Raw genomic sequence first — 17342 nt, 5'->3', positions numbered from 1 at the left:
TATTAAAATAATGAATGCATTTATTAATTTTTTTTGAGTCTTGCTTTGACTGCTGGATTTTTCAAAAAATAAGCCCATTGTACAACCTCGATTTCCCTCTAAAAAAATCCCCTGCTTACTCCGCAAACGTGTCCTTAACTGAAAATAGACGGATTCCCTTGTTAACGATGTTGATTCTATTTCTTTGAGCAAATAAAATAACTAATATAACAATTAAACTAATTATAAAAGTAATAAAAACAAATCTCAAAAATCGGTTTGAAGTCTCTTTGTTATGCTTACATTTATTATAGCATGACTACTCCCACTATTTTAACCGAAAGTGTTGACTTATATAGCTGGTATAATGGAATAAGATGCCTGGCGTTTCCACCTTTTAATTTACATTGCTTGAATTTTTCAGGAAAATAAAGGTACAATTAATACTTATATAGTTTATTGATGATAAAAGATAATGAGGTAGGAAAAAATGATTGCAAAAACAGAAGAAGATTTGATTGGTTTGAAGGAAATTGGCAAAATTGTTGCCTCCATTAGAGATGAATTGGTACAAAGAACAATTCCTGGCATAACGACCAAAGAACTTGATGATATAGCCGGAGAGCTTTTAGAGAAAGCAGGTGCAGTTTCAGCTCCAAAAGGTGAATATGATTTTCCTGGCTATACTTGCATTAGTGTTAATGAAGAAGTGGCACATGGTATTCCGGGTCATCGGGTTATTCATGAAGGGGATCTAGTAAATATAGATGTTTCTGGTTCCAAGAACGGTTATTTCGCAGATACAGGAATCTCGTTTGTAGTAGGCGAAGGAGAAGAAGTATTAACGAAAATATGCGACGTTGCTAAAAAGGCATTTGAAGCAGGTCTTAAGAAAGCAAAACCCGGTTCAAAAAAAAGTGGAATTGGAAAAGTAGTATCCCAAACAGCGAGACAGCATGGATTAACAGTTATCAAAAACCTTACAGGACATGGCATTGGACGTACAATACACGAAGCACCTGACCATATTTATAATTATAATGATAGATGGGATGATGAATTATTAAAGGAAGGGATGGTTATTGCATTCGAACCATTTATCTCAACCTTTGAAGAAGAAGTATTCCAAAAAGAAGACAGTTGGACCTATGCTACAGAAAAAAGCTATGTAGCTCAATTGGAACATACGATTATCCTTACTAAAAATGGTCCGATTATTGTCACACTTTAATTCATGCATACACGAAAAAGACTCGTATAAATATAAGTAGTTTTGAATTAGGTTAGCATACGAAATTTCCATTTTGCTGGTAGGACCCCAATTTCGAAAAAAGCGTCCCTACTTTCTTGTAGGAACGCCCCCGTTAATCTAAAAATTTGAAACGGTCAACTAAAATTTATTTATTTGAAGAAGCAATTTGCTGTAGCTTTGTAAAAAAGTTTGATCAAAAGTTTTCCTCAAACACTTAATAGTTGGCATGGAAAAATAACCTATTTCGAAAAAAGATTGATCCAAATAGGTTGTTCTTGTGTTCCAGCATTTTCATTTTTTATAAAAAAGTTTGATCTTTTTTGGGGTTTTTTGTTGATACGACAACTAACACATCCGGTATTTGAACATCAGAGATATGTTTTTATGTGTTTATAACTAACTAATTCACCACTTGCCCTTACAACTACCTCATCTATTCCATAACTATTATGTGCACCATAATATGGATGTACCCTTAAGGTTAATTGATACCCTCCTCCTATCCCATTTGACCTCTTAATCTTAAGTTTGTCACAATGAATAACCCTATTATAAATTTTCTCATTATAATCACCGTTTGTTATCATCCATATCTCTAACAGATTTTATTTATAAACTGCCCCGTTAAAACAAGAAAAGACTGCCCTAGTTGAGCCAATCGCACCGATTAGCTTTAATGTGCTTTGTACACTACGGTGCAAATTCAATTTGACCAGTTAACAATAAGACAATCGTGATAAGCCAAAATATAAAGAACGACGAAGATAGGACTAAAGAAATAATAGGAATTACATTTTTTTCCGTTTTATTCACTAAACCTGTTACAGATAGTATGATACCGACACCTGTGAGTGCAAAGGTTATATAGTCTCCAACCAAATTACCAATATTTGCAATCCTTGTCGGCGTTACAAAAACAACAAAAAAACAAGTAATTCCGATTATAAAAGAAATAAAACTAATTATACCGTGTTTCTTCTGAGTAAGCGCTTTGTTTTTCAAAAATAGCATCTTCGTTTATACATTTTATCCCCTCCGTATTATCAATAATCCACTTTACAAACTAATTGTTTTCCGAATCAAAAGTACCTTTAAAAATATTAATAGTGAGAATCTTTTTTAGCTTAGTAAGCCTTATTCCACTATTTGGCCCGATTCAAAAAGGACGCCTCTTTATTCAAGAAGTGCGCCCGATAGCTTAAGATCGATTCACATACATAAGCCTAACTTATATTCCAGAAAAGCCCCGATATTGAGGCACTTCTTGTGCCTACAGAGAGTCGAATCCGAGATAGAAACAGGGAATGAATTGTTGCTTTAGTTGAAATGGAACTGATACTAATGTGGTTTTACTATATTATTCGCTTGGCAACGTAGATATATATTCTTTAACTACTTCATAAACATATTCTTGATTTGCTGCTGCAGTGTTTGGGTTGTATTTACCACCATTCACTTTATTATTAGATAGTATTCTAATTCCCAAGAATGCTACATCATAAGCTTCGGAAATTTGTGCTGCTGAGGCACCTTCCATTTCTTCTACAGAGGTACCATACTTATTATGGAACCATTTAATTCTGTCAACTTCATTATTCCATACATCTGCAGAACCTATAGTACCCTCGACAATCTTACCCTTCGTGTATTTATCTTTTACTGCATTAGCAGCTGCGAGTAAATCCTTACCTCCCTGATAGTAACGGATTTTTTCAGCATTAGGATCTTCTCCTGCACTTCCTTCAGAAGCCATTAAGTCCATGGGTTTCCATTCAGTTGGATCAATCCCTTGGTTTTCATCCTTATCTGCTGATTTTAATGAGCCTATGTTTACAGTTCTTTTTCCTAAAACAATATCAAATACGTTTAAATTTGGATCATGGCCACCCGAAGTTCCTTGATTGATTATTGCTATAGGGTTATATCTTTCAATAGCCACTGCTGTAGCAGCTGCTGTATTTTCCATTCCCTTACCTGTTTTTGCAACTATTACAGGATAATCGTTTACAGTGCCTATATAAAATTCAAAGGTTCCTGATTTTTCTTTTTTAACATTTTCTAACCTTTGTGCAAACTCTTCAGCTTCTATAGGCATTGGACCTTGAACTATAATAGGCCTTTGAGAACTTTCTTGTACAGTTTCAGACTGTGAAGGAGAACTACATCCTACAACTACCGATAATAACAGTACAGTAATAAATGCTAATGAAGCGTAGCTTTTTACCATTTTACTTTTCATATATACTCTCTCCTTTTGTTGTTTGATATACTCGTAGTTTCGTCAAAAGAAAAAGGTCCAGAAAATGTAGAATGATTTCTACCTTCCAGACCTACGAAAGTCAAAGTATAGATAATTAAGCTAAATTGAAGCTAATGCTAAATCATAAAAATGGTAGCGGCTAAAAAAGCCGAGCAGCCAAAGACTTTAACTCGTAGTCCGGTTCTTTCAAGGGAACCAGGCTGAGACACTCAGACCATATTATCGAGGATATACGAGTAATAATATTTAAGATTATTACTTTGCTAATATAGCAAATTTACCATAGATGATCAATAAAAAGTTGAACATTAATTTCAAAAATAAATTTAATGTTCGTGTTTTGATTGTAGCCTACTATATTTTATTAAATCTCAGATGTTGTGAACAGTTCTTTTGATTGCCCTTAAGGATAGAGTGTACGTTGGCATAAAAGTAAAAAGTAAGTTACTCCAATTATATGATATTCTGTGGGACAAGACTGGCAATCATTTTATCCTGTTGGGACAGTCTAAGCTCTTGGTCTTTCGCTAATTTTAGATAAAGTTTTAGTACATTTGGAATTAGTGCTTCTATTCGATCCGTATAAATGCGAATTGACTCCGGTACAAAACCACGTACTACTTCTGTTGCTTGCTCCAGTGAAAGATTATTATATACCCCATTACGAATAGCTGACTCAGGTAGTAGCGTACCAAATACACGTAATAGAACACTCATCAATGTACGTTTTATAATAGCAAAACTCCCCTGACAGATCTTGTCAGAGGAGTTTTGTAGGTGATCTTGATTAGTTCACAATATTCAATGTGTCATTAGTACAAACATAAAGTCTAACCTTCTTTCACTAACGGCCCTTTAGTTCAATATGTCTTATTTGCACAATCTGGCCCTTAAGCGGAACTAGGCGCATTCCTTATTAAAGTTAGGCGCCCGATCGCGGAAGATCAACTAATTATATAGTTGAATAAGCATACAATCATTTACACATGGAAAATACGAGAACGCCTTGCTGCTTAGACCAGAAAAAATCTCTTATAATTGCATAAGAAATAACACTTAAAAATTTACTGATTACCTGAAGTAAGGCTAGCCTCAAACATATCAATGATAGACAAAAAACGTTCGGCTTCACGAAAGGTGTGATCAGCAAGCAGTGGATGAATGTTACTCTTTATTTTACATGCTTCGATTAGCTCTCTTGCAGTCTTCTTAAAATCGCGTAAAGCAACTACTGATACACGGTTTTGATCAAGAAATTGATCTAAAATGGGTTCAGTTTCAGATTGAGGACGCATGGAATCTAAATCGATTGCTTGAAAAACAAGTTGATCAAAGTCATGACTAAATTCTCTTGCTTGTTCAACTAATTTCCTTTCGGAAGGATCAAGAAGATGACCAATAAATTTGGAATGGTCTGCCATAATTTTTAGAAAAAAGACATTTTCCTTTATAATTGCTTCAGGTAAAGGTATCATCCTGCCCTCATTTAGTTCTTTTAAGCGATTAGCAAAATAAGCAGCTTCTCTGCTTATATGATCAACCAGCAATGCATAATTATTTGAGCGAATCTCACAACGCAATACTAATCCCAGAACTTTTCGCTTATAAACCCAGATTGAAGCAGCAGCCTGATAAACTTGATTGTTAAAATTTCTAATTTCTTCTGGATCGGCGTTGGGAGATAGGCGACTAAGTTGTTCTTCAATTCGTTCAAATAAAGTAATAAATTGCTGTGCTTCTTGGATTAGTTTCGAATCATTATAGCTGAATCCAAGACTTAAAAAAAAGGCATGCTCCTTCATAATCCTAGACCAAAAACGAATTTCATCCAGCGAACGTAATACAAATGCATTAGCCATATAATCACCCCTAATAAAGTTTTCACCAATTAGATTATATTCGCCTGGTGCATCCTTTATGTAAAAGCTAATATTCGACAGAATTACAGTTTGTATTATTAGCGTTACTATTTAAGTTTATCATTCTTGGGAGTCGGGTAGCGCTTGGGCAGCTTGAGACCAAGCTGATCGATGACCTCCCGCAGCCGGTCAGGGTAATCGGTGATGATCCCGTCGACGCCGTCGTCGATAAGCTTGTCCATGGTGGGCGCGTCGTTGACCGTCCACGGGATGACCTTCATTCCGGCCTTGTGTGCTTCTTGCACCATGAGCTTCGTCACGTAAGGCTCGTAGTTCTCGTCGGTGATTTTGCCGTTCTGCGGGAAACCATGCACGGGGGAAATAGCGTCCGCGCCGAACGAGTGGGCCGCCGCCACGAGATCGCCCCCGAAGTCGTCGATATCGATTCCGCCCAACCACGGTGAGGCCCCCGGATGGCCGGGTTGCAGGAACTGCGGACCGTTGGTCAGTGCGATAAGGGGCAAGCGTGGTTCTACCTCGTGCATGCGCATGAGCGAGCCCCAGTCGAAGCTTTCGATCGACACCCGGTCGATCATCCCGGCCTTGCGAATCTGGTGGGCGACGATCTGCACGAACTCTTCACGGGGAGCGGTCTCCTCCGGTGCACCGGCCTCCACCTTCGTTTCGATGTTCATCCACACCTTTTTGGCATGGTAGCGCTTGACGATGTCGAACACTTCGCTCAGCAACGGCATCCGAGCATCGGGGCTCGGGTTCTGCTCTGGGAACTGCGGTAACGTTTGCGAGCCGCAGTCCATCGTGCGCACCTGGGCGAGGGTAAGATCCTTGACGTACTTGCCAACGTATGGGTACTCGGGGTCTCCAGCGAATGCCGGGCCCGTGTCCTCGCACTTGGCCCCCGAGATTTTGCGGTCGTGCGTGACGACAGCCTGGTGATCCTCGGTGATCTGCACGTCGAGCTCGAGTGTGCTCACACCGACTTCGAGAGCACGGGAGAATGACGCGGTCGTGGATTCGACAGTGAGCCCGATTCCGCCGCGGTGCGCCTGAAGGTCGAAACCTTTAGGGCCGTAACCCCTGTCGTCTGACTGGGACGGGTGCTCAGCAGCCGAGGCGGGTTGTGCTGAACACACCATAAGGGCAGCAGCAATCGTTGCTAATATAACCTTTTTCCTATTCATTTGCTCCACTCCTTATAAAATGATTACTTTTATAAGTTTAGATGGAGGTTGTATATCCCCGTTTACACATATGTTAAGAAATAATTAAGAAAATTAAGGAGATAACAAAAAACAACGGACGAGTTTAATGCAGAGCAACGAAAAGCAAAGGATATTTTGAACGGTGTAGGCCTCACTCCTCATATTACTCCTTGGAACACAGGAATGTACGTTGGTATGAGAACCACATACATGGGAGCCTCTTAAAGGAAAAGCTATTAACTCATAGACCTATAATGGCCAAGTTCCGGGTCCTATCTATCATCTGTGTAAAAGACTGTTTAATGGTCGATAACAAATCATCAAAATTATAAACATAATAATAAAATCTACTAGAACGTTTCCAACAATAGGAGTACTAACAAAGTTTATAGCAATCGCTATTGTAATAATTGTTAACAACATACGTAAATCTCTTTCATCTCTTTTTAAAAAACCAGTTATACGTACGAGTAAACAACTTCATACATCTCACCCTCTTTATTTCCTCGTTAACATAAATTTAATCATCTTATTCCTGTGGAATAAAAAGACTATCTTAATAGTTAAAAAAGAGGAAAAATAAAAATCCCGTATTAGACTATAAATACAGGATTTTTGACCAATCTTTTTTACAAACGATCAGAATTTTTATAAACGATCAAACTTTATTTCAAACCCACAAAAGATTGTTGGTTTGGAATAAAGTTTGATCAAAAGAGTGCTGTGAACGTTGATTGTATAATATTTCACTTTTGTAAAAAAGTTCGATCAAAATACGAGTCACTTATATTATTTACAAATATCTTTTTATAAAAAAGTTTGATTAAAATTAATTGAACCCTTAATATCCGACTTTTTTATTTCCGCCAAAAAGTTGAACAGTCTGCCTTATCCAAAATATTAAACTCGATCATTTTCTCAAGCAATGAGAAATCAACCGGACTATCCCACTGGATACGTACCAACTGCTTGGTGTGATCATTGCCAGCCTGCACAATTTCATCAGAAAAATGATTAATCCCTGCACTTTCAGGGGGCAACAGCCAAATGATGTTTGGCTACGCTAAAGCCAATAATAAATGTGCCATGATCGGTAAACATAGGCTGATTCCATGCAATTTTCGGCTTTAAATTTGCAAATTTCCTAGTTACCCAAGCCAAAACTTCTTCCGTTCGGTCCCGATGTTGTGGGTTATCAATATGCGCTAAATATTCTGCAAAAACTTCCATGTCGTTCTCTCCTAAAATAAAAAATTATTTTTGAACGATGTAATTTTTATGCCAATATGCCAATACTCCATGACATCAATTACACCATTCGCAACCTCATCCGTATCTTTGACAGGATACTTAGACACCTCAAAAATCGCCTTTTGTTCAGCCCTAGTTTTTTTACTTCTTCTTCAATTTCGACAAAGTCCGCAGACTCTTTTTTAGGTTTAACTTTTTCTATATGCACAATCGGTTTGTAATCTAACCTCATTGTTTGTATAGATAATAAAGTTGTTCAATTTTGCTCTTAAAAATGCAGCAATTACCTAACGATAGATTTGATAGGTGGTATTAAACGACTTTATTGTAAATCAAACAACTTTATTGTCACTGCACACCAATTCCTATTCCTAGGCCTTCTTTAATCCACTTATCAACTTTAGATGTTCTCATTCTTTTAGACATAAAAAAACACCCCTTTAGATAATCATATCCAACGGGGTGAAACGGTGCAACTTTTTTACAAACGGTATAACTTTATTCAAAACGGTACATCTTTTTTATAAACGGTACGACTTTATTTAAAAGCTACAAAGATTTGTATAATAACCAATCCCCTACTCCACAGTCACCGACTTCGCCAAATTCCGCGGTTTATCGACGTCACACTCGCGATGCAGCGCTGCATAGTAAGCAATTAACTGGAACGGTATCACAGAGACAAGAGGTGTTAATAGTTCATGCACTTCCGGAATCACAAAGCGGTCTTCGTCGGTTTCGAGACCTTTCATTGAGATAATGCATGGGTAGGCTCCGCGGGCTGCTACTTCTTTTACGTTGCCGCGAATGCTTAGGTTTACATCTGCCTGACTCGCAAGCGCAATCACTGGTGTTCCTTCTTCGATCAGGGCGATAGTGCCGTGTTTTAATTCCCCACCTGCAAACCCTTCCGCTTGAATATAGGATATTTCTTTCAGCTTCAGCGCGCCTTCAAGGCCTACAAAGTAGTCCATGGAGCGTCCGATAAAGAAGGCGTTTCGTGTTACAGATAAATAATCACGGGCGATGTCTTCCATTTGGTCTTTGGAATCACATAGTGCTTCCATAGCAGTTGCTACAATTCCCAACTCTTTGACAAGATTAAAGTCCATTTCTTGTTCGCGATATTTGGCCGTTACATTAGCCAAAATCGAAAGTACAGCAATCTGAGCTGTATAAGCTTTGGTTGAAGCAACGGCAATTTCAGGACCGGCATGGAGCAGCAAGGTGTAATCCGCTTCACGGGAAAGCGTAGACCCAGGGGCGTTTGTGATCGTCAACGCTTTATATCCAAGTTCCTTGATTGCTACAAGTACCGCACGGCTGTCTGCTGTTTCACCGCTTTGTGAAATAAAGATAAACAATGGGTTTTCGGAAAGCAATGGCATATTGTAGACAAATTCTGAGGCCACATGGACTTCTACTGGAATTTTCGCCATTTTTTCAATCAACTGCTTACCGACCAGACCTGCGTGGTAGCTGGTTCCACAGGCAATGATATAAACACGGTCTGCCTCGTTCATTGCTTCTGCGACGTTATAATCGATGGCAAGCTTACCTGTCTCATCCTGGTAGGCTTGAATGATCTTACGCATTACAGCAGGCTGCTCATCAATCTCTTTCAGCATATAGTGCGGATAGGTGCCCTTTTCAATATCGCTTGCATCAAGCTCAGCTGTGAATGGTTCACGGCTAACTACCTCACCGTCAAGACTTTGGATCGTAACCTTTTCTTTGGTGACGATAACCATTTCCTTATCCATTAACTCAAGGAATTGATCGGTCACCTGCAGCATCGCCATGGCATCAGAAGCAACTACGTTGAATCCTTCTCCCACGCCAACAAGCAGCGGGCTTTTGTTTTTTGCAACAAAAATTGTTTCATCATTCCGGTTATCTAACAAAGCAAATGCATATGACCCTTTTAACAGTGTCAATGTTTTACGGAATGCTTCTTCAACTTCTAATCCGTCATAAACGAATTTTTCGATAAGCTGAACAACAACCTCTGTATCCGTATCACTTTGAAAGCTAACATCCTCTAAATATTCACGCTTCAAAAGGTCATAGTTTTCGATAACCCCGTTATGAACGAGAGTTAGACGGCCTGTAGTACTTTGGTGCGGGTGTGCATTATACTTGCTTGGAACGCCATGAGTTGCCCAGCGGGTATGTCCGATGCCTGTTTGCGCGAAAACCGTTTCGTCCACAATCGCGCGAAGATCAGCGATACGCCCTTTTTCCTTGAATATCTGGACTCCTTCATCGTTTTTCACTGCAATCCCTGCAGAGTCGTATCCCCTATACTCAAGCTTTTCTAATCCTTTTAGTAAAATTTCTTTTGAATCATTATTTCCAATATAACCGACAATACCACACATAAATTATGTTCCTCCTATACCGATTCGGGGAACAAGAATGCACGAGGGCATTCCTGCCCCCTTATCTCTGTATGTTAATTATGTGCGCATTTCCTATTCTTTGTGCAGCAGGTTGCCCCGCTGTTTTAAAACAGGAATTTTTGCGGCTGTGCACTTGCAGCCGGGAGGCATCCGCCGAACACTCGATAAACCTCCTCCTCGTCAACTAAGCAGTTTTCGTCCGTGCTCAGTCCTGGCGCTTTTAAAGTGAATCCACCTTTTCTCCTTTCTTATAGGGTCTCATTCGTTTTTGCAAATGAAGCTACAAAAACAGGATAATCATACCTTAACCATCTGCTTCCGTCAAGAAATATGATATTCTACCTGGTAAAAGAGCAAAACATCGCTCTATATAGAAATATGCATAAGAGAAAAAGAAGTTCCTCATATGCATATCCATTCCTTAATCATTCAGGATCCCATTTCCTCTTTGACCACAGCTGCGATTCGGTCTACGTATTGCCTGCACTGATCCTCTGTCGAAGCCTCTGCCATGACACGCACGAGCGGTTCCGTGCCTGATGGCCTGACTAATATTCTACCGTTTCCGTTCATTTCAGCCTCTACCTGGCTGATGACTTCCTGGACCTTTGGATTATCCGTAACTCCGTATTTATCAGTAACCCTGATATTCACAAGCTTCTGCGGGAATTTCCTCATCTCTGCCGCGAGCTCCGAAAGCGGTTTTTTCGTTACGTTCATGATGTTGACCAGCTGCAGTCCTGTCAGCAAGCCGTCGCCTGTTGTATTGTGATCAAGGAAAATAATATGTCCGGATTGTTCACCGCCAAGGTTATAACCGCCCTTTTTCATTTCTTCCACTACATAGCGGTCGCCAACAGCCGCCTGCACACTCTCAATGCCATGCGCCTCTAAGCCCTTGTAGAAGCCAAGATTGCTCATTACAGTCGATACAATGGTTGAATGTTTTAAATGGTTATTTTCCTTCATGAATTTCGCACAAATATACATGATTTGATCGCCGTCAACAACTTTCCCAGTTTCATCAATGGCAATCAAGCGATCACCATCCCCGTCAAAAGCCAACCCAACATCCGCGCCTTTATCTTTAAGGAATTTGGCCAGCGCTTCCGGATGGGTAGACCCGACACCTTCATTGATGTTCAGGCCATTCGGCGTAGAGCCCATCGTAGATATATCAGCGTCTAAATCTGCGAATAGATAAGTCGCTAAAGAAGATGTAGCTCCGTGCGCGCAGTCAAGGGCTATATGAATGCCTGTAAAATCTTCATCCACAGTCTGCTTTAAATATTGAATGTACTTTTGGCCGCCCTCAAAATAGTCGTTCATATGGCCAAGATCACCGCCAACAGGGCGGGGAAGCCCGTCCGTTTCGAGATCCATCAGCCGTTCGATTTCTTCTTCCTGCTCATCGGATAGCTTGAAACCATCCGGCCCGAAAAATTTAATCCCATTATCGGCAACCGGATTATGTGATGCTGAAATCATGACTCCGGCTTCTGCGCTTAAGGCCTTTGTCAAGTAAGCTACTCCAGGAGTTGAAATGACCCCAAGACGCATTACTTCCCCCCCAATAGACAACAATCCTGCAACAAGCGCCCCTTCAAGCATATGGCCTGATATCCGTGTATCACGTCCGATCAATACCTTCGGACGGTTTGTATCTTTCGTAAGCACGTATCCGCCGAAGCGGCCAAGTTTAAAAGCAAGCTCAGGGGTTAATTCACTGTTTGCAACACCTCTGACTCCGTCTGTACCAAAATATTTACCCATCAATATCGCTCCCTCTTCAAATTGTTCTTTGAACTGATTGTATTAAGCGTATTATGTTTCTTCATTTCTTTTGGTTATGGAGACCGTTGCATTCTGCGACGGCAGCTCCCACTTTACGTTGTTCGGCACATTTACCTGGATGGCGACATCATGTTTTCCCTCTTCCAGGTTACTCACATCAACGGAAAGCTGAATATTGGACTCGGTAATTTTATTCAGTTCCTCTGGATCTCCTGTAAGGGTAATCTCTGTTTGTCCGCTGTCAGGAGAGATAAATTCAAGCTCCATATCATCTGTGATTCCGACTGGCTGTATCTCTAGATTATTTATTGTTTTAGACTGGGCAAGTACTTCCTCGTCTGCCTGTTGTTCCTGATTTTGCTGTTGTTCCTGATTTTGCAGTTGTTCCTGATTTTGCAGTTGTTCCTGATTTTGCTGCTTTTCCTGTTCTTTCGCTTGTGGTTTTTCTTCTTGCTTAGTCTCAGGTTCTACTTTCTCTGTCTCAATTTTAACCGTAGCTGTTCCCCTGGACATTTTCTGAACATTGTCAGGCAGGTCGATCGGCACGTCAAACTCGTCATCTTCCTTTATTTCATCAACCGCTACAGGAAGCCGAACCTCATTGATCGAACCGAGGACCGACTCTGGACCATACAATGTCACTTCCTTAGGTTCAACATTTATATCTGTGATCGTAACTCCCTGATCCGGGGTCCCTGTTTGAATCGGTACAATTGGTACCTTTTTCGCAGGAATACTGACACGGATGGAAACATCTACAACTTCAGGTGCTATCAGCACGTCAAGCTTATTTAAATCACGGTCAAGAGCCTGGACTCTGGCCTGACGGTTTATGGTTTCATTTACGTCTCGATTAAGTTCAATGATTGTTTTTACATATGAAATTCTATCAATTGTGTCTTTGGCGCCGGTTATTTTAACTGTTTCCGGATTCACAACAGGGCTTTCCGCTGTATATCCCTCTTCCAGTATAGAACTGTTAAACTCCGGATCTACCGTAAATTCTTTCGTCACTCTTTCCTGGACAGTGACTGTGGCGTACTCGGGACTGATAGCGGCTGTTAACCTTTCGTTCAAATCCCGTACCTTAAATTGCACCTTTTTCTGGCCTAAGGATATTTCCGGATCGGATAAATCAATATATACTCTGAAATCGCCTTGATTTTTCGCAGAAACCACCAGGGCTTTCGCTCCTTTTAAGGTAACATCCACGGTCCTGGGGGCTCCGGTTACCACCAGGTTATCCTGATCATAGTCAATCTCGACGGGCACATTCTCAATGGTTTCGGTAACTTCCTTTCCCGGTGTATTAAAACCAAGAGATCTCTTGCTGGAGGACTCAGGCTCCAGATTAACGGATGTAAATAAAAGACCAGCCAAGGCTAAGGCGACAACCCGGATGAACCATGGATTGTTCATGAATTTATCCATCTTTCTTCCCCCTCCAATTCCAGCGTACTGAAGAAGTTGCTCTATTTTCTAAGACAAGATCATCCATTAATATCGCTCTAAATGTATCCTGGTCTAGCTCACGGTGCAGCTCCCCATTTTTCGTAAGGGAGATCCCGCCTGTTTCTTCTGATACGACCACAGTGATACAATCGGTGACCTCACTGACACCAATTGCGGCTCGGTGCCTTGTCCCAAGCTCCTTTGAAATGAAGGGACTTTCCGAAAGCGGCAAATAACAGGCTGCTGCAGCCACCTGATTATTTTGGAGAATGACGGCTCCATCATGCAGCGGTGTATTCGGGATAAAAATATTGATAAGTAATTCACTTGAAATATGGGATCCCAGCGGAATCCCTGTTTCAATATAATCACTCAGGCCTGTTTCCCGTTCAATTGAAATCAGCGCCCCAATCCGCCTTTTCGCCATGTATGAAGCAGCTTTAATAATTTCCTCTACCAATCGGTCCTGTTCTTCTTCTTCCTGTCCGGCACCCCGGGTAAACAACTTTCCCCTTCCCAGTTGTTCAAGGGCCCGGCGCAGCTCCGGCTGAAAAATGATAATGATTGCAAGGAATCCCCATGTCATCGCTTGTTGCATTAACCATCCAAGTGTATTTAGACCAATCAGACTGCTCAGGCTATGTACAACAACAATTACAAATATTCCCCGCAGCAGCTGAACGGCTTTCGTGCCTCGAATGACCATCAATAGTCTATATATCACAAACCAAACAACGAGAATATCGATGAAATTCACTATATAATCCAGGAAAGTAAAGTTGGATAATGACATGTTACTTCCTCCAGTCGGCAATGCTCCTTAAGTAAATGTTTCGTAATGTAACTTTACTAGTATAACATAGCTTATTTTATCACTTCTAAACATTATAGTGTCATCGGTATAGTATGTCCAAAAAAAGCCACCCCTTAAAAGCAGCAGCTTCAAACATGCGGGGATTCGTTCCTCACTTAGCCTGAAGAGCGTTATCGCTTCTAGGGGACAGCCTGTTTATCTTGGTTCTATTTATCTTCATTCATTTGAAAAATCGCTTTGGCGGTATTTTTCATTTTAAACCAAAGCCATTCGAAAATTTGATCTACCTCTTCCATATCACCGGTAACACTTCCGGCCGATGCCAGATAATTATGTCCGTTAATAACGGTCACATCTCCCTGGACGTCACCCTCTATCCGAATGTCCCCGTTTTGGACGACAACATCTCCTTTTACGGTTTTTCCTTTAGGAACAATTACCGTCTCATTTTCAACCACCAGATTCACCTGCTTCGAAACAGAAAAATTCTGGTCCTGGTTATACGTTCCAAACATTGCGCCTGCCATCAGTACGAAAAATAAAGAGACAGCTGTCAAAAATGGATGTTTCTTTAACCAGCGCTCGGCACCTGCCTTTCTCTTTTCCTTCGGCAGGTTTGCCGTTACTCGCTGGGTAAACCCGGCTGGAGCTGCCATACTTGAAGTACTCTGAACGAGTGCAACCGCCTTTTTCAATTCATGAAAATGAACCTGGCAATCTTGACAGCTCCGTAAATGCTCCCGTAAGCTAATTTCGTCTTCTGTCTTTATATCTTCATCTAAATATTGATGCATAAGATCGATGATTTCATCAGGGCATTGCAAAATTCTCACCTTCTTCTTATAAATGGCGCAGCTGGTTCCTTAACGCTTCTCGGCCACGGTGTATTCTTGTTTTAACGGTGCCTACAGGTAAGTCCAATATTTCGCTGATTTCCTTAAGCGATAGCTCCTCGATATATTTTAATACGATGGGCGATCTGTATTTTTCCGGCAGTTTAAGAATTTCCGCTTGAATCGTTTCCTGCAGCTCCAAGGATTCTAATTCATCCTCGGGGAGAACCGTATCGGCGGCTACCTGTGAATACATATTCAAGCCTTCTGTCCCGGCCACCTCGGCATCCAGATAAAAATCTGGTTTCTTTTTCCGGATCCGATCAATGCACAAGTTCGTGGCAATCCGATACAACCACGTGGAAAACTTCATGTTTATATGAAAGCTTTGAATGTTAACGTATGCCCGCACAAATGCTTCCTGTGCCATATCTTCCGCTTCATGCCTATTACCAAGCATTCGAAAACAGACCTGGAAGACTTTGTCTTTATACAGCTCGACAATCTCCCCAAACGCGTTTTGATCTCCCTTTAAGACCTGTTTAATTCTCTTTTTTATGATTTCTTCCATTCAGTACTTTACCTCCGCTCATGCGGCTATACGATATTTACGAATCGCAAGCTAAAAAGGTTTCAAAAAACACATCATATTTATATTAACAAAGTTTTACAAAAAATGTTTAAAAAATAAGAAAATGGTTATATAAAAAAGACATAGAATGGAAAGAGAGGATTACCTTCGATGACTACGGAACAACTTTTGCGAAATATAGAAGAATGCCGGGAAAGGATGATTCATTTAGCCAGTTACTCCACAATGGACAATCATCGAGTAGTAGAAGCCAGTACAGAATTGGACCAGCTTATTAATCAATACTTGCACTTAACGAAAAAACAGTAACCCCGTGGTTACTGTTTCAATTTCTCCGAAACAGCGACCCCAAAGCGACAGCTTCGGTTGCCGTCTTAATACAAAATCCAAGTGAAACCTAAAATAAAAAAGTCTTAAACTCGAGAGTTTAAGACGAAAGTTTGGTGTTATGTAGTTAGATGGTGGAGCCTAGCGGGATCGAACCGCTGACCTCCTGCGTGCAAGGCAGGCGCTCTCCCAGCTGAGCTAAGGCCCCATTTATCGAAGCTAGACCATGGAGGGGAAGACGGGATTCAAACCTGCGGCCCCGACCTTGGCAAGGTTGGTATTCTATCACTGGACTACTTCCGCAAAGAAAAGTGAAAGCGCCCTGTTCAGCCGCGACAGACATAAGACACACCATGCAGGAAATCTTGATCTCTGAGACGAGGTGGCTTATAGCTCCGAACGGCTGGGCGCTGCAACTAGACCTAACTATCAAATTTATATTTCTTATTTACATTATGAGCCATGAAGGACTCGAACCTTCGACCCTCTGATTAAAAGTCAGATGCTCTACCAACTGAGCTAATGGCTCTATGGCTGGGCTAGCTGGATTCGAACCAACGCATGACGGAGTCAAAGTCCGTTGCCTTACCGCTTGGCTATAGCCCAATAAAAAATTAGCTTTATAAAAAAATAGGTGGTAATCATATAATTCCCTTTTATAGAGAATATATAACTTGTCCACAAGAGCTTTTATAAAATGGTGGAGGGGGACGGATTCGAACCGCCGAACCCGTAGGGAGCGGATTTACAGTCCGCCGCGTTTAGCCACTTCGCTACCCCTCCACATATAAAAAGAATGGTGCCGGCAAGAGGACTTGAACCCCCAACCTACTGATTACAAGTCAGTTGCTCTACCAATTGAGCTACACCGGCTAATAAATATGGTGGAGGATGACGGGATCGAACCGCCGACCCTCTGCTTGTAAGGCAGATGCTCTCCCAGCTGAGCTAATCCTCCAATATGTATAAATGGTGACCCCTACGGGATTCGAACCCGTGTTACCGCCGTGAAAGGGCGGTGTCTTAACCGCTTGACCAAGGGGCCGATTTGGTTTTTCGAAAACTATTGAAAGCTCCCAAGCGGGCTCGAACCGCTGACCTCTTCCTTACCATGGAAGTGCTCTACCTGCTGAGCTATGGAAGCATGGCTCCGCAGGTAGGACTCGAACCTACGACCGTTCGGTTAACAGCCGAATGCTCTACCACTGAGCTACTGCGGAATGATATAATGTTTTCTAAAACTAGCTTCTACAAATGTCTTGAATAATATAGCTTGGCGACGTCCTACTCTCACAGGGGGAGAT

General features: G+C 41.1%; 13 protein-coding genes, 9 tRNA genes, 1 pseudogene and 1 riboswitch. Of the genes and pseudogenes, 2 read left to right on the top strand and 21 right to left on the bottom strand.

Features of this window, described 5'->3' with window-relative positions; all coding sequences use genetic code 11:
- Positions 1-469 precede the first annotated feature (469 nt).
- A complete protein-coding gene (gene map, locus ELQ35_RS11100) occupies positions 470-1210 on the top strand; it encodes a type I methionyl aminopeptidase (protein ID WP_126864903.1) in 741 nt (246 codons plus the stop codon).
- A gap of 389 nt (positions 1211-1599) precedes the next feature.
- Here map and ELQ35_RS11095 read toward each other — a convergent pair whose 3' ends face one another.
- The 12 genes and pseudogenes from ELQ35_RS11095 to sigW form a co-directional block, all read right to left on the bottom strand.
- On the bottom strand, positions 1600-1818 hold the full coding sequence (locus ELQ35_RS11095) for a DUF3888 domain-containing protein (protein ID WP_126864902.1): 219 nt from the start codon (positions 1816-1818) through the stop codon (positions 1600-1602).
- 103 nt (positions 1819-1921) lie between these two features.
- Complete coding sequence (locus ELQ35_RS11090; protein WP_126864901.1) at positions 1922-2233, bottom strand: hypothetical protein; 312 nt, start codon at positions 2231-2233, stop codon at positions 1922-1924.
- Between the two features lie 355 nt (positions 2234-2588).
- Positions 2589-3470 carry a 5'-methylthioadenosine/S-adenosylhomocysteine nucleosidase gene (locus tag ELQ35_RS11085; protein ID WP_126864900.1) on the bottom strand — a complete coding sequence of 294 codons (882 nt, stop codon included), beginning with the start codon at positions 3468-3470 and terminating at the stop codon, positions 2589-2591.
- Positions 3471-3644: 174 nt separating this feature from the next.
- A riboswitch (purine riboswitch) is annotated at positions 3645-3747 on the bottom strand.
- A gap of 808 nt (positions 3748-4555) precedes the next feature.
- Entirely contained in the window at positions 4556-5350 is a 795-nt protein-coding gene (locus ELQ35_RS11080) for a DUF2935 domain-containing protein (protein ID WP_126864899.1), read from the bottom strand.
- Positions 5351-5457: 107 nt separating this feature from the next.
- Positions 5458-6552, bottom strand: coding sequence for a glycerophosphodiester phosphodiesterase family protein (locus ELQ35_RS11075; RefSeq protein ID WP_126864898.1), 1095 nt, complete (start codon positions 6550-6552; stop codon positions 5458-5460).
- 878 nt (positions 6553-7430) lie between these two features.
- Positions 7431-7803 (bottom strand): annotated as a pseudogene (locus ELQ35_RS11070) (iron chaperone).
- A 599-nt stretch (positions 7804-8402) separates the two neighbouring features.
- On the bottom strand, positions 8403-10205 hold the full coding sequence (gene glmS, locus ELQ35_RS11065) for a glutamine--fructose-6-phosphate transaminase (isomerizing) (RefSeq protein ID WP_126864897.1): 1803 nt from the start codon (positions 10203-10205) through the stop codon (positions 8403-8405).
- 450 nt (positions 10206-10655) lie between these two features.
- Entirely contained in the window at positions 10656-11999 is a 1344-nt protein-coding gene (gene glmM / locus ELQ35_RS11060) for a phosphoglucosamine mutase (RefSeq protein WP_126864896.1), read from the bottom strand.
- A 51-nt stretch (positions 12000-12050) separates the two neighbouring features.
- Positions 12051-13451 carry a CdaR family protein gene (locus ELQ35_RS11055; RefSeq protein WP_126864895.1) on the bottom strand — a complete coding sequence of 467 codons (1401 nt, stop codon included), beginning with the start codon at positions 13449-13451 and terminating at the stop codon, positions 12051-12053.
- Positions 13444-14265 (bottom strand): diadenylate cyclase CdaA, encoded by an 822-nt coding sequence (gene cdaA, locus ELQ35_RS11050; RefSeq protein ID WP_126864894.1) that lies wholly within the window; start codon positions 14263-14265, stop codon positions 13444-13446. The genes ELQ35_RS11055 and cdaA overlap by 8 nt, the downstream gene beginning before the upstream one ends.
- A gap of 227 nt (positions 14266-14492) precedes the next feature.
- Positions 14493-15119, bottom strand: coding sequence for an anti-sigma factor family protein (locus tag ELQ35_RS11045; protein ID WP_370873493.1), 627 nt, complete (start codon positions 15117-15119; stop codon positions 14493-14495).
- Positions 15120-15126: 7 nt separating this feature from the next.
- Complete coding sequence (gene sigW, locus ELQ35_RS11040; protein WP_126864892.1) at positions 15127-15690, bottom strand: RNA polymerase sigma factor SigW; 564 nt, start codon at positions 15688-15690, stop codon at positions 15127-15129.
- 171 nt (positions 15691-15861) lie between these two features.
- On the opposite strand from sigW, the gene ELQ35_RS11035 reads away from it, so the two are divergent.
- On the top strand, positions 15862-16020 hold the full coding sequence (locus tag ELQ35_RS11035) for an aspartyl-phosphate phosphatase Spo0E family protein (RefSeq protein WP_126864891.1): 159 nt from the start codon (positions 15862-15864) through the stop codon (positions 16018-16020).
- A 150-nt stretch (positions 16021-16170) separates the two neighbouring features.
- On the opposite strand, the gene ELQ35_RS11030 is transcribed toward ELQ35_RS11035, so the two are convergent.
- From ELQ35_RS11030 to ELQ35_RS10990, 9 genes are all read right to left on the bottom strand, one after another.
- Positions 16171-16246 (bottom strand) — tRNA-Ala (locus tag ELQ35_RS11030).
- Between the two features lie 248 nt (positions 16247-16494).
- A tRNA-Lys gene (locus ELQ35_RS11025) sits at positions 16495-16567 on the bottom strand.
- A gap of 2 nt (positions 16568-16569) precedes the next feature.
- Positions 16570-16644, bottom strand: a tRNA-Gln gene (locus ELQ35_RS11020).
- Positions 16645-16736: 92 nt separating this feature from the next.
- A tRNA-Tyr gene (locus ELQ35_RS11015) sits at positions 16737-16821 on the bottom strand.
- 14 nt (positions 16822-16835) lie between these two features.
- A tRNA-Thr gene (locus ELQ35_RS11010) sits at positions 16836-16911 on the bottom strand.
- A gap of 9 nt (positions 16912-16920) precedes the next feature.
- Positions 16921-16996, bottom strand: a tRNA-Val gene (locus ELQ35_RS11005).
- Positions 16997-17008: 12 nt separating this feature from the next.
- A tRNA-Glu gene (locus tag ELQ35_RS11000) sits at positions 17009-17083 on the bottom strand.
- 26 nt (positions 17084-17109) lie between these two features.
- Positions 17110-17182 (bottom strand) — tRNA-Thr (locus tag ELQ35_RS10995).
- Position 17183: 1 nt separating this feature from the next.
- Positions 17184-17258: transfer RNA gene (locus ELQ35_RS10990), tRNA-Asn, on the bottom strand.
- Positions 17259-17342 lie beyond the last annotated feature (84 nt).

Source organism: Peribacillus cavernae (genome assembly GCF_003989135.1).
Lineage (GTDB): Bacteria > Bacillota > Bacilli > Bacillales > DSM-1321 > Peribacillus > Peribacillus cavernae.
This window is presented reverse-complemented; position numbering and strand designations above follow the sequence as displayed.